Source organism: Microbispora sp. NPDC088329 (assembly GCF_040685655.1).
Lineage (GTDB): Bacteria > Actinomycetota > Actinomycetes > Streptosporangiales > Streptosporangiaceae > Microbispora.
Genome location: NZ_JBFBIP010000006.1, coordinates 34,065 through 46,745, shown reverse-complemented (window position 1 = coordinate 46,745; position 12,681 = coordinate 34,065). Strand labels below are relative to the sequence as shown.

Genomic DNA, 12,681 nt, shown 5'->3' with positions numbered 1-12,681 from the left:
CGGACATCTTTGGATCCACAGATGAGGAGGCAGGGGGCGTCCCTCCCGCGCCGAAGGGGCACCCCGTCGTTTCTATGAGCACAACCGACGCTTCGCACACCACCGATCGTGACTTCGACTGGCTACTGGAGAACCTCAAGGAGAAGACCCCGGGGATCAGGCATGTGCTGGTGCTGACCAGGGACGGCCTGAAGATGAGCTTCACCGCCGACCTCGGCCTGGACGCCGCCGACCAGCTCGCCGCTCTGGCCGCCGGGATCCAGAGCCTCTCGCTGAGCGCCTCCGCCGAGTTCGGGGACGGCATCGGCGCGGGGCAGGCGATGGTGGAGTTCGCCGGCGGACTGCTGCTCATCGTGCCGGCCGGGGACGGCGCCCATCTGGCCGTGGTGGCCGAGGAGGACGGCGAGGTGGGGCTTATCGCGCACAACATGAACGAACTGGTGGAGCAGATCGGGGTGTACCTCACCGCGGCACCGCGGCAGACGGAGAACAGCGACGTCCGCGGATGACACGGCGAGCCATCGACCAAGAAGACCCTGACCGGCTCTACACGGTCACCGGCGGGCGTACCAGCGCCGATGAGAAGACCTTCGACTCCGTCTCCCTCATCGTCAGCGAGTGCGCCCCCACCCCCGGTATGCAGTCCGAGCACATCAAGATCCTGCAGATGGCCCAGCGGCCGACGGCGGTGGTGGAGATCTCGGCGGAACTGCGGCTGCCGGTCAGCGTGGTGAAGATCCTGCTGTGCGACCTGCTGGACACCGGTCGCATCACCGTCCGTCATCCGTCGATCGCCGCACACGCCGGACGACCGGATCCCGAAATCCTGAGGCAGGTGCTCGTTGCGCTCCACAACCTCTGACCAGACGGCGGCCACCACGCGAACGCCGCTACGCACGACCGCCGCGGACGCGCTGAAAATCGTGATCGTCGGCGGGTTCGGGGCGGGAAAGACGACCATGGTCGGCTCGGTGAGCGAGATCCGCCCCCTGAGCACCGAGGAGCTCATGACCCAGGCGAGCGTGGGCATCGACGACGCCAGCCGGGTACGGACCAAGACGACCACCACGGTGGCCTTCGACTTCGGCCGGATCACGCTGAACGAGAGCAAGGTGCTCTACCTGTTCGGCGCGCCCGGTCAGCAGCGGTTCTGGTTCGTGTGGGACCAGTTGTTCGCCGGCAGCCTGGGCGCGGTCGTCCTGGTGGACGCCCGCCGCCTGGAGGATTCCTGGTACTCCATCGACCGGCTGGAGCACCATCGGACCCCGTTCGTCGTCGCGGTCAACCGCTTCACCGACGGGCCCACCCTGGATTCGGTGCGCGAGGCGCTTGCACTGTCGCCGGAGGTCCCGCTCATCGACTGCGACGCGAGAGAGCGGTCCTCGTCCAAGCACGTGCTGATCACGCTCATCGAGCACCTCACCCGCACCTACGACCAGTTGCCCGCCCGAGAGAGCATGCTGTGACGAACTCCCCTCCCCTGCCCGACTCCACAGACCCGTTCGCCGCCTCGCCCGCATCGCAGCATCCCGAGCGGAGACGGGAGCCGCTGGAGGGATACGCCGACCACGCCGATGCCGTGCGACTGCACGCGTCGCTGATCGGCGACGACCCGGCCGCGCTGTTCCAGGAGATGCGCCGCGAGCACGGCCCCGTCGTCCCCGTTCTCCTCGACGGCATGCCCGTCTGGTACGTGATCGGTTATCGCGAGCTGCACCATGTCACCAGCCAGCCGCGGTTGTTCAGCCGCGACCCCAGGCGCTGGAACCTGCAGGACCACCTCCCCCCCGACTGGCCGACGCGGCCGTACGTGACATGGCAACCGTCCGTGATGTTCACCGAGGGGGCCGAGCACCAGCGGCGAATCGGCGCCATCAGCGACGCGCTGGACAGCGTCGACCGCACCGAGCTCGCCGTGATCTGCGAGCAGATCGCCGACCGCGCGATCGACGAGTTCTCCGGGAACGGCCAGACCGACCTGATCTCCCGGTACGCCGACCGGATTCCGGCTCAGGTCATCACCCGGCTGTTCGGGCTGGCGGAGACCGACCTGCCGGAGCTGGTCGAGGACGTCAACCACGTGCTGAGCGGGGGCGAGGAGTCCCCCTCGGCGGTTCTCCGGATTCTGGACAAACTCAGCCGGCTCATCGCCGACAAGCGCGCCCTGCCGGGCCACGACCTCACCTCACGCATGCTGGCACATCATGCGCGGATCACCGACGAGGAGATCGTCCAGGACCTGATCATGACGATGATCTCCTCCCATGACAACTGCCGCAACTGGATCGGCAGCACCCTGCGGCTGATGCTGATGGACGACCACTTCTCGATGAGCCTGCAAGGCGGCCGCAGCAGCGTCGGCGAGGCGCTGAACGATGTGCTGTGGAAGGACCCGCCCACGCCGAACATGCCCAATCGCTGGGCCGTGCAGGACTGCGAGCTGGCCGGGCGGCGCATCCGCCGGGGCGACATGCTGGTGCTCGGTGTCGCCGCGGCCAACGCCGATCCGCAGGTGCAACCGGCCGCCCATGCCGGCTCCGGCGCCAACCGGGCGCACCTGGCCTTCGGCCACGGCGAGTACGGTTGTCCCTTCCCCGCGCCCGAGCTCGGCGGGATCATCGCCAAGACGGCCGTGGAGGTCCTCCTCGACCGGCTGCCCGACGTCTACCTCGCCGTGAAACCTGACGCGCTGCGTTGGCGCCCTTCGCTGTGGGTTCGCAGCCTGGAGGCCCTGCCCGTACGGTTCAGCCCGACCGTGCCGACCGGCCAGGGCCGTCGTTGATCTTCTGATGCCGTTCGGGACGGGAGGTGAATAGGGTGCTGCCATGGATTACAGACGACTTGGCACCACCGGTATGAAGGTCAGCAGGATATGCCTCGGCATGATGAGCTACGGCGAACCGGCCAAGTGGGGCGGCTGGGTCCTGGACGAGGAGCACGCCGAACCCATCGTGCGCAAGGCGGCCGAGGGCGGGGTCGACTTCTTCGACACCGCCGACGTCTATTCGGGAGGCGTCAGCGAGGAGGTCACCGGGCGGCTGCTGCGCAAGATCTTCCCCCGGCGCGACGACTACGTGCTGGCCACGAAGGTCTACTTCCCGATGGGCGAGGGCAGGAACGACTACGGCCTGTCCCGCAAGCACGTCATGTCGGCCATCGACGCCTCCCTGACCCGTCTCGGCACCGACTACGTCGACCTCTACCAGATCCACCGGTGGGACGCCGAGACGCCTATCGAGGAGACCATGGAGGCCCTCCACGACATCGTCCGGGCCGGCAAGGCCCGCTACATCGGCGCCTCCAGCATGTGGGCGTGGCAGTTCGCCAAGGCCCAGCACACCGCGGACAAGCACGGCTGGACCCGGTTCGTCTCCATGCAGGACCACTACAACCTGCTCCACCGTGAGGAGGAGCGGGAGATGATCCCGCAGTGCCTCGACCAGGGCGTGGGGCTCATCCCCTGGAGCCCCCTCGCGCGCGGCCTGCTCGCCCGCGCCGGCAAGCCGGCCGACACGACGCGGCAGGTCGGCGACGGCGCCCGGCAGGAGCAGCTGTACGGCGGACCGGCCGAGGAGGCGATCCTGGAGCGGGTGGCCCGCACCGCCGCCGAGCGCGGCGTCTCCCCCGCGACCGTCGCCCTCGCGTGGCTGCTGGCCAAGCCCGCGGTCGTGGCTCCCATCGTCGGCGCCACCAAGGAACACCACGTGGACGACGCGCTCGCCGCCGTGGACCTCGCGCTCACCGACAAGGAGATCGCCTACCTGGAGGAGCCGTACCAGACCCGGCCGCAGCAGTTCTGAACCGCTGCCCGCGCGGGCTCTGGTAGGGCTCGCGCGGGCGCGGCGTCAGAGGTCGGTCGTACGGCGCCGCCGGGCGCGGCGCGGGTAGGCCTTGGCCGTCTCGGCCAGCCGCGCCGCGTGCTCGGCCTGCTTGCGCCAGTGCCCGTAGGCGTCGCCGCGCTGGGCGAGCCGGTCCAGCTCGCGCATCGTGTCCAGCGGAATGAACGCGGGCTCGGCGTCCCGCCACGGCGTGCCGGGCAGCGGCATGAACGTGTGGGTGTGGATGCGCGCGCCGAGATCGGCGAGGTCGGCGGCGAGCCGCAGGGACGCGTCCTGGTCCTCGGCCGACTCGCCCGGCAGCCCGAAGATGAAGTCGACGTTGGGGCGGAAGCCGTGTTCCACGGCGATCCGCACGGCGTCGCGGACCGGTTCGCTGCCGTGGCCGCGACCGGCCGCGGCCAGCACCCGGTCGGAGCCCGACTGCGCTCCGATGATGATGTTGTCGTTCGCCACGTATCGCTTGAGCAGCCGCATCGCCTCCGGCGACACGTGCTCGGGACGGATCTCCGAGGGGAAGCTGCCGAAGAACACCCGCCCGTTCGCGGGCAGCTCCTCCTTCACACCCGCCAGCAGTTCCTCCACGGCGTCCAGCACGGGCTCGGGCCCCTGCGTGCCGTACGAGAGGGAGGTGGGGGTGATGAAGCGGACGTCGCGCAGGCCGTGGGCGGCCATCCGGCGGACGTGCTCGCGCACGCTCGCGACGCTGCGGTGCCGGAACCTGCCACCGAACATGAAGGGCGTCTGGCAGAAGCGGCACGTGTAGGCGCAGCCCCGTGTGATCTCGATGGGCCCGAAGTGGCGGCGCCGGTCGGGAAAGGACGGGAAGGCGTCGAGCGGCAGTTGCGGCGCGGGCGGCGTGCGCAGCGCCGCCCCGTCGTCGTCGCGCACCGCCAGCCCCGGCACGGTGGTGAGCGGCCGGTCCGCGCGCAGCGCCTCGACCAGGGCGACGATCGTCGGCTCCCCCTCGCCGATCGCGGCGAGGTCCCAGCCGGCGTCGACGACCTGCTGCGGCTCGGCGGTGGCGTGCACCCCACCGGCGATGTGCAGGACGCGGGCGTCGTCGGCGAGGGCCCGTACGGCGGCCAGTTCGGCGGCCATCGCCTCGGCGTCCGGCGAGTAGAACGACCACAGGACCAGGACGCGGTCCGCGGAACTCGCCGCGATGTGCGCCGCGGTCTCCTCGGGGGTGGTCCCGAGCCGCACGTCGCACTCCGCCTTCGCGGTCTCCAGCGCGCCGAGCAGCGCGTTCACGCCGTACGTCACGGCCTTGCGATAACGGACCACCACGGACACATCCAGCCTCACCCTGGCAGGGTAGTGCCGGCGGCCACCTCCCCCGCACCGGCGCATGGTGACGGGGATCTCCGCCACCGCGCGTCCCGGGCGCGGCTTCCGGCCCTTTCCCCTGCGTCGGCCGGTATCGGCGCCATCGGCAGCGGGCCGGGCGGCGCAGGCATGGGCGTCACCCGCTTCTTCTGCACGACTCACGGCGATTCGTGCACGCGCCTTGCCCGCCGAGACACAACTTGTGCAAGCTAAGTTAGCATTGCTAAGTTACTATGCGGGGAAGGTGCGAGGGCGAGTGACGACGATTCTGGAGTGGAGCAGCGAAGATCTGGCTGCCCGAGACCGGTTCCCCTCCTGGTGCGACACCATGTCACGGGCGCATGTGCACGCCTGGCTGGCCACAGATCACCCCGCCCGCTTCGCCGCGTCGGCGCGGGTCTTCGACCTCGGCGGGTTGCAGCTCTCGGTGGTGAGCCACAGCATGCTGCGGGCGAGCCGGCCCGCGAAGCTCATCCGGCAGTCGGATCCGGAGGTTTTTCAATTGCATCTCCTCCGCGGCGGCACCGGCGGCATAAGTCAGGCGGGGCGGGACGCGACGGTCCAGGCCGGACAGTTTCTCCTCGTCGATTCCTCCCGCCCGTGCCACGGGTGGCGGGGAGCCGACGACGGTCCGGCCACGTCGCTGATCGTCCAGTTTCCCCGGGCGGCGCTCGGCCTGCGGTCCGACATGGTCGGCCGGCTCGCCGCCGCGCCGTTCACCGTCCGGCACGGCATCACCCGCGTCCTCGCCGGACATCTCGGGCACCTGGCGGAGAACGACGAAGGTCTCACAACCCGCGACGCGCAGGCGGTGGCCGCTGTCACCCTCGACCTGATCTCGGCCACCTGCGCCGACCGGGTCGAGGCCACCGCCCTGCTGTCACCCGAATCGCGGCGTCAGGCCCTGCTGTCGTCGATCCACGACTTCATCCGGCAGCGGCTCCGCGACCCCGGCCTGACCCCGGCGACGATCGCCGCGGCACACCAGATCTCCGTCCGGCACCTGTACAAGCTCTTCGAGGAGCAGGGCGTCACCGTGGCGGCCTGGATCCGCCGTTGCCGATTGGAACAGTGCCACCGCGATCTCGCCGATCCCCGGCAGCGTTCCCGTTCCATCCACGCCATCGCCACCCGCTGGGGCTTCACCGATGCGACGACCTTCGGCCGCGCCTTCCGCACCGCCTACAGGATGTCACCACGCGATCACCGCGATATGGCGGCGGGCGGCGGCCCGCTCGAACGGGCCTCCGCGCAGCTCTCCCGGCCGGGACAGGAGGGGAGCTCCGCCCTCCGCGCGGGATGACACCACGGTCCTCGGCGGGCGCACGTTGCCGAAAGGTGAGCCGGGGCGGCAGGCTGGCCGGATGCTGATCCGACGGGAGAACCCCGACGATGTCGAAGCCGTCCGCGCGGTCGTCGCCGCCGCCTTCGCCCCCTACCATGCGGCCCGCGACCCCGGCCGGCCGGACGGGCCCCCGGTCGAGGTCGGGTTGCTCGACGAGCTGCGCGCCGACCCCGGCTGGCTGCCGGAGCTGTCGCTCGTCGCACCGGCGCCGGACGGCGGGATCGCGGGCCACGTCGTCTGCACGAGGGCCCACGTGGGGAGCGTGCCCGTGCTCGGGCTCGGCCCCCTGGCCGTGCACCCCGCACATCAGCGGCGGGGCGTGGGCTCGGCGCTCGTGCACGCCGTGCTCGGGGCCGCCGAGGCGCTCGGCGAGCCGCTGGTCGCGCTGCTCGGCGACCCGGCGTACTACTCGCGCTTCGGCTTCGAGCACTCGGAGACGCACGGCGTGACAGCACCGGAGCCGAAGTGGGGGACGTTCTTCCAGGTCCGGGTCTTCGAGCGACCGGTCCCGCCGCCTGAGGGGCTTTTCGCCTACGCGAAACCCTTCTCCGGGGTTGACGGCGGGTGATCGATATGACATCCAGCCTCTCGTGAAGAAGATTCTGGCGTGTCTCGTGCTCGTCGTCACGGTGACCGGCTGCCAGGGCGCCGCCGAGTCCGCGGTGCCGCCGCCCGTCCGTTCCGCGGCCGCGATCGTCTCTCAGGAGGCCGTGGACGGGCGGACGGACCACCTCGAGATCGACTCCCCGGCCGCGGGCGGGCGGCGCTCCGTGTGGGTGGTGAAGCCCGCCGGCTGGAAACCGGGTTCCACCGGCTGGCGCGCGCTGTACCTACTGCACGGCTGCTGTGCCGGCGGCGCCCGGGACTGGCTCAGAACAGGTGAGGTGGCCCGGCTGACCGCCCGCCTCGGCGCCGTCGTCATCGTCCCCGAGGGCGGTTCGATGGGCTGGTACGCCGACTGGCGCGACGGCCCCGGCTGGGAGACGTTCCACATGACCGAGGTGCCCCGCCTGGTCGAGCCGCGGTACGGCGTCGGCACGCGCCGCGCGGTGGCCGGTTTCTCCATGGGCGGTCACGGCGCGTTCGTCTACGCCGCCCGCCATCCGGGGATGTTCGAGGCCGCGGCGTCGTTCTCGGGGGTGCTCGACACTCGCGACGACGTCCCCGGCTATAGGACGTTCATGGCGGACAACGGCGTGGACACCGAGGACCTGTGGGGCGACCCGAGCGCCTGGCCCGAGCACAATCCCGCCGATCTCATCGGGCGGCTGAAGGGCGTGCGCCTCTACGCGTCCTCCGGCGACGGCGAGCCCGGTCCGCTGGACCCGCGGCACGGGTCGGCCACGGAACGGGGTGACGGACCGGCCGATCCCACCGAGGCCGCGATCATGCGGCAGAACCGGAACTTCGCCAGGGCCGCGGAGAAGGCCGGGGTGAAGGTGACAACCGACTTCTACGGAAACGGCACCCACACCTGGCCGTACTGGATCCGTTCGTTCGAACGCGCGCTGCCGCTTCTTCTACCCTGAGACGCATGGGACGGGCCAATGACGAGGCGGCCGCAGCGCTGCAGGAGTACGCCGAGCTCTTCGCACTGAACGGCGGGGACGCCTTCCGCGTGCGCAGCTACCAGAGGGCGGCCAAGTCGATCGCGGGGTTCCCCGAGGATCTCACCGGGGAGACGCTGCGGTCCATCCCCGGCGTGGGCGAGGCGATCGCCAAGAAGATCGAGGAGTTCCTGGAGCGCGGCAGCTTCCGCCAGCTCGACGACCTGCGCGGCCGGGTGCCCGAGGGCGTGCGCACGCTGACCCGGATTCCCTCGCTCGGCCCCAAGAAGGCGCTGTTCCTCTTCCAGGAGCTCGGCATCGACTCCCCCGCCGCTCTGGCCGAGGCGATCCGGGCCGGCCGCCTCAACGGCGTGCGCGGCTTCGGCGCCAAGACCGAGGAGAACCTGCTCAGGGGCATCGAGCACATGGAGCGGTCGGGCGACCGGGTCCATCTCGGCGTCGCGGCCGATCTGGCCGAGCGGGTCATCGCCTCGCTGCCCGCCGAGCGGATCGCCTTCGCCGGGTCGCTGCGCCGGATGAGCGAGACGATCGGCGACATCGACATCCTCGCCGTCGGAGACCCCGGCCTCATGGACCTGTTCGCGCGGCAGCCGTACGTCACCGAGGTCGTCGCGAAGGGCGAGCGGAAGACGTCGGTCAGGACCGACCGGGGCCTGCAGGTGGATCTGCGGCTGATCCCCGCCGAGTCGTGGGGCGCGGCGATGGTCTACTTCACCGGCAGCAAGGAGCACAACGTCCGCATCCGGGAGATGGCGGTCAAGAAGGGCTGGAAGCTGTCGGAGTACGGCCTGTTCGACGGCGACCGCCTCATCGCCTCGGAGACCGAGGAGGAGATCTACCAGGCGCTCGGCATGCAGTGGGTGCACCCGGCGCTGCGCAAGGACGGCGGCGAGGTCGAGGCCGCGCTGCGCGGCGAGCTGCCGCGCCTGGTCGAGCTGCACGACCTGCGGGGCGACCTGCACACGCACACCGACCTGACCGACGGGATCGCCTCGCTAAAGGACATGGTCGCCGCGGCGGCGGCCCGCGGATACTCCTACTACGCCGTGACCGACCACGCGCCCGACCTGGTCATGCAGCGGATGACCCTCGAAAAGGCCCTCGCCCAGCGCGCCCGCATCGCCGAGCTGCAGAAGAGCTATCCGGACATGCGCATCCTGCACGGCAGCGAGCTCAACATCGCCCCGGACGGTTCGGTCGACTGGCCGGCCGAGGTGCTGACCGGGTTCGATGTCTGCGTCGCGTCGGTGCACTCGCACTTCACCCAGTCGCGGGAGGAGATGACCCGCCGCTTCATCGCGGCGTGCGAGAACCCGCACGTCCACGTCATCGGTCACCCCACGACCCGGAAGATCGGCAAGCGGCCGCCGGTGGACGCGGACTGGGAGGCGGTGTTCCGCGCCGCCGCCAGGACCGGCACGATCATGGAGATCGACTCCTACCCCGACCGCGCCGACCTGCCCTCCGACCTCGTGCGGCTCGCGCGCCACCACGGCGTGAAGTTCTCGATCGACAGCGACTCCCACGCCATCCCGCACCTGGCCCATCAGAGGTTCGGCGTGGGCATCGCGCAGCGGGCCTGGCTCACCCCCGACGACGTCGTGAACACCTGGCCTCTCGACCGCCTGTTGCGGCACCTGCGCGGCGCCTGACCGGCGCCCGGGTCTTCCCGGGCAGCGGCGACGTCCCGGGCGGCAGGAGCCTTCGGGGAATTGTTGACGCAAAAACCTGGTTTACCTACTGTATTACTAGGTATTACGCGTCGGGGATGACCGGGCGAGCGGACCGTCGAGCCGGGAGACGTCCCGCGGGCGGACCCGCGACCCCGGAACGGCCACGAACGCGAGCCGCCGGGCACTCCGCCTGGACCTCACCGCAACCAGGAGCCCTCGTTGACCAAGCAGATCCACCTCGCCGCGCATTTCCCCGGGGTGAACAACACGACCGTCTGGTCCGACCCGAGATCGGGCAGCCAGATCGACTTCGACTCCTTCCGCCACCTGGCCCAGACGGCCGAACGGGGAAAGTTCGACTTCTTCTTCCTGGCGGAAGGGCTGCGGCTGCGCGAGGCCAAGGGGCGGATCCACGACCTGGACGTCGTGGGCCGCCCGGAGTCGCTCACGGTCCTTTCCGCGCTGGCCGCCGTCACGACCCACCTGGGTCTCGCCGCGACGGTGAACTCGACATTCAACGAACCGTACGAGGTGGCCAGAAGGCTGGCCACGCTCGACCACCTGAGCGGCGGCCGGGCCGCGTGGAACGTGGTGACCAGCTTCGACGCCTTCACCGGCGAGAACTTCCGCCGGGGCGGCTTCCTCGCCGAGGCCGACCGCTACACCAGGGCGAAGGAGTTCCTGCGGACCGCCAGGGAGTTGTGGGACTCCTGGGCGCCCGACGCGGTGGCCGCGGACCCGGAGTCGGGGCGGTTCCTCCGGCCCGGCGGCGTCACCCCCTTCCGGCACCGGGACCGGCACTTCGACATCTTCGGCCTGTTCAACGTGCCGCGCGGCCCGCAGGGCCATCCGGTGATCATCCAGGCCGGCGACTCGGACGAGGGCCGGGAGTTCGCCGCCTCCTCCGCGGATGTGATCTTCAGCCGGCACAGCAAGCTGGAGGACGGCCGCGCCTTCTACCGGGACGTCAAACGCAGGCTCGCCGCCTACGGACGGCGGCCCGAGGACCTGAAGATCCTCCCCGCGGTGACGTACGTGATCGGCGACACCGAGGCCGAGGCCCGGGAACGGGCCGTCGAGATCCGGCGCGCGCAGGTCGGCCCGCAGACCGCGATCTACTTCCTGGAAGCCGTGTGGGGTCGCGACCTGTCGGGATACGACCCGGACGGCCCGCTGCCCGACGTCGAGCCGAACCTGGACGAGGGCGTCACCAGGGGACACGCGGCGTTCCGCCGCGACCGCGGCGAGGTGGTGGCCAAGTGGCGCGCCCTCGCCGAGGAGAAGAACCTGTCGATCCGCGAGCTCGCCATCGAGGTCTCCGCACCGCAGACCTTCATCGGCACGCCGCGCACGGTGGCCGACGAGATCGATCACTTCGTGCAGACCGACGCCGCCGACGGCTTCATCTTCGTGCCGCATCTGACTCCCGGCGGGCTGGACGACCTGGTCGACAAGGTCGTCCCCCTGCTGCAGGAGAAGGGCGTCTTCCGGGCCGACTACACCGGGCCCACCCTCCGCGACCATCTCGGCCTCGCCCCCCGCACTCCGAACCACACCGAGGAGATCTGATGACGCTGCATCTCGCCGTCGCCCTGGACGGAGCGGGATGGCACCCGGCCGCCTGGAGAGCCGAGGGCGCGCAGCCGGGCCGGCTGTTCACGCCCGGCTACTGGGCGGACCTCGTGCGGGAGGCCGAGCGCGGCCTGCTCGACTTCGTCACCTTCGAAGACGCGCTGGGCCTCCAGTCCACCCGGCTCAACGAGCCCGACGAGCGCCTCGACCAGGTGCGCGGCCGCCTCGACGCGGTGCTGATCGCGTCCAGCGTCGCGCCGCTGACGTCGCGGATCGGCCTCGTGCCGACCACCAGCACCACCCACACCGAGCCGTTCCACGTCGCGATCGGCATCGCCTCGCTCGATCACGTCAGCCGCGGCAGGGCCGGGTGGCGGCCGCAGATCTCGGGCCGCCCCGACCACGCGGTCCACTTCGGCCGCCGGGTCTTCCCGCCGCTGGACCTGTCGGAACGGCCGGATCCCGCTTCGGCCAGGCACGTGGAGCGCCTGTTCGCGGAGGCCGCGGACGTGGTCGAGGTGGTCCGCCGCCTGTGGGACAGCTGGGAGGACGACGCCGAGATTCGCGACGTCGCGACGGGCCGGTTCATCGACCGCGACAAACTGCACTACATCGACTTCCGCGGCGACCTCTTCAGTGTGAAGGGACCGTCGATCACACCGCGATCCCCTCAGGGGCAGCCGCTGGTCACCTCCCTGGCGCACGACACGCTGCCCTACGAGTTCGCGGCCCGCGGCTCCGACGTCGTGTACGTGACACCGCGCGACCGGGACGACGCCACGGCCGTCGTCGAGCGGGTCCGGGCGGCGGAGTCCGCCGCCGGCCGCACCGGGCCCCCGTTGAAGATCTTCGCGGACCTGGTGGTCTTCCTCGACCCCGGCGGCGCGGCCGACCGGAAGGCGCGGCTGGACGACCTCGACGGGAGCGAGTTCTCTTCGGACGCCCACATTTTCACCGGCACGCCCGAAGCGCTCGCAGGCCTCCTGCTGAGCTGGCGCGAGGCGGGGGTGGAGGGGTTCCGTCTCCGGCCCGGCGTGCTCCCCCACGACCTGGCGGCCGTCACCCGCGGGCTGGTCCCCGTGCTGCGGGCGGCGGGGGCGTTCCGGACGGCGTACGACACCGGGGACCTGCGCGGGCGGCTCGGCCTGTCCCGCCCCGCCAGCCGCTACGCGAGCGCGTCCTGAGCGCCTCCGGGGAGACCGGCCACATGTGCTGAAACAGGCGCACGGCGGACGCCGGCGCCTGCAGCGCGAAACGGCCGGGCAGCACAGGACGGGCCGGCGCCGCATCCGCGGTGCCGGCCCGCCCTACCGTGTGAAGGCGGCGACACCGCCGACGGTCTCGGTGGTCATCCCGCC

Annotated in this window: 12 protein-coding genes; 11 read left to right on the top strand and 1 reads right to left on the bottom strand. The window is 71.1% G+C overall.

The window, feature by feature from the left end:
• Nucleotides 1–74: 74 nt before the first annotated feature.
• Genes AB0O28_RS14130 through AB0O28_RS14110 form a run of 5 tightly spaced genes read left to right on the top strand, consistent with a single transcriptional unit; the run spans nucleotide 75 to nucleotide 3,800 of the window.
• Entirely contained in the window at nucleotides 75–509 is a 435-nt protein-coding gene (locus tag AB0O28_RS14130) for a roadblock/LC7 domain-containing protein (RefSeq protein ID WP_363639926.1), read from the top strand.
• Entirely contained in the window at nucleotides 506–862 is a 357-nt protein-coding gene (locus AB0O28_RS14125; protein ID WP_363639924.1) for a DUF742 domain-containing protein, read from the top strand. Before AB0O28_RS14130 ends, AB0O28_RS14125 begins: the two co-directional genes overlap by 4 nt.
• Nucleotides 843–1,466 (top strand): ATP/GTP-binding protein, encoded by a 624-nt coding sequence (locus AB0O28_RS14120; RefSeq protein ID WP_363639922.1) that lies wholly within the window; start codon nucleotides 843–845, stop codon nucleotides 1,464–1,466. Before AB0O28_RS14125 ends, AB0O28_RS14120 begins: the two co-directional genes overlap by 20 nt.
• Nucleotides 1,463–2,782: a cytochrome P450 gene (locus AB0O28_RS14115; protein ID WP_363639920.1), complete on the top strand. Its 1,320-nt coding sequence runs from the start codon at nucleotides 1,463–1,465 to the stop codon at nucleotides 2,780–2,782. The genes AB0O28_RS14120 and AB0O28_RS14115 overlap by 4 nt, the downstream gene beginning before the upstream one ends.
• Nucleotides 2,783–2,825: 43 nt before the next feature.
• The gene (locus AB0O28_RS14110; protein WP_363639918.1) at nucleotides 2,826–3,800 is read left to right on the top strand and encodes an aldo/keto reductase; all 975 of its coding nucleotides are present in this window, start codon (nucleotides 2,826–2,828) and stop codon (nucleotides 3,798–3,800) included.
• Nucleotides 3,801–3,845: 45 nt separating this feature from the next.
• Here the strand turns inward: AB0O28_RS14110 and AB0O28_RS14105 are convergent, their stop codons facing one another.
• Nucleotides 3,846–5,144: a TIGR04013 family B12-binding domain/radical SAM domain-containing protein gene (locus AB0O28_RS14105; protein WP_363639916.1), complete on the bottom strand. Its 1,299-nt coding sequence runs from the start codon at nucleotides 5,142–5,144 to the stop codon at nucleotides 3,846–3,848.
• A 277-nt stretch (nucleotides 5,145–5,421) separates the two neighbouring features.
• Between AB0O28_RS14105 and AB0O28_RS14100 the strand changes: the two genes are divergently transcribed.
• The 6 genes from AB0O28_RS14100 (at nucleotide 5,422) to AB0O28_RS14075 (ending at nucleotide 12,507) form a co-directional block, all read left to right on the top strand.
• Nucleotides 5,422–6,468, top strand: coding sequence for a helix-turn-helix domain-containing protein (locus tag AB0O28_RS14100; protein ID WP_363639914.1), 1,047 nt, complete (start codon nucleotides 5,422–5,424; stop codon nucleotides 6,466–6,468).
• A 61-nt stretch (nucleotides 6,469–6,529) separates the two neighbouring features.
• Complete coding sequence (locus AB0O28_RS14095) at nucleotides 6,530–7,078, top strand: N-acetyltransferase (RefSeq protein ID WP_363639913.1); 549 nt, start codon at nucleotides 6,530–6,532, stop codon at nucleotides 7,076–7,078.
• Between the two features lie 22 nt (nucleotides 7,079–7,100).
• Entirely contained in the window at nucleotides 7,101–8,039 is a 939-nt protein-coding gene (locus AB0O28_RS14090; RefSeq protein ID WP_363639911.1) for an alpha/beta hydrolase family protein, read from the top strand.
• Between the two features lie 5 nt (nucleotides 8,040–8,044).
• Nucleotides 8,045–9,730 carry a DNA polymerase/3'-5' exonuclease PolX gene (gene polX, locus AB0O28_RS14085; RefSeq protein ID WP_363639909.1) on the top strand — a complete coding sequence of 562 codons (1,686 nt, stop codon included), beginning with the start codon at nucleotides 8,045–8,047 and terminating at the stop codon, nucleotides 9,728–9,730.
• 240 nt (nucleotides 9,731–9,970) lie between these two features.
• Nucleotides 9,971–11,320 (top strand): NtaA/DmoA family FMN-dependent monooxygenase, encoded by a 1,350-nt coding sequence (locus AB0O28_RS14080; protein WP_363639907.1) that lies wholly within the window; start codon nucleotides 9,971–9,973, stop codon nucleotides 11,318–11,320.
• Complete coding sequence (locus tag AB0O28_RS14075; protein ID WP_363639905.1) at nucleotides 11,320–12,507, top strand: LLM class flavin-dependent oxidoreductase; 1,188 nt, start codon at nucleotides 11,320–11,322, stop codon at nucleotides 12,505–12,507. The genes AB0O28_RS14080 and AB0O28_RS14075 overlap by 1 nt, the downstream gene beginning before the upstream one ends.
• Nucleotides 12,508–12,681: the final 174 nt, after the last annotated feature.

Excerpts from the sequence above, each read along its gene's own strand:
- AB0O28_RS14095 (WP_363639913.1), top strand. The coding sequence starts at position 6,530 with ATGCTGATCCGACGGGAGAACCCCGACGATGTCGAAGCCGTCCGCGCG.
- polX (WP_363639909.1), top strand. The coding sequence starts at position 8,045 with ATGGGACGGGCCAATGACGAGGCGGCCGCAGCGCTGCAGGAGTACGCC.
- AB0O28_RS14110 (WP_363639918.1), top strand. The coding sequence starts at position 2,826 with ATGGATTACAGACGACTTGGCACCACCGGTATGAAGGTCAGCAGGATA.
- AB0O28_RS14130 (WP_363639926.1), top strand. The coding sequence starts at position 75 with ATGAGCACAACCGACGCTTCGCACACCACCGATCGTGACTTCGACTGG.
- AB0O28_RS14075 (WP_363639905.1), top strand. The coding sequence starts at position 11,320 with ATGACGCTGCATCTCGCCGTCGCCCTGGACGGAGCGGGATGGCACCCG.
- AB0O28_RS14125 (WP_363639924.1), top strand. The coding sequence starts at position 506 with ATGACACGGCGAGCCATCGACCAAGAAGACCCTGACCGGCTCTACACG.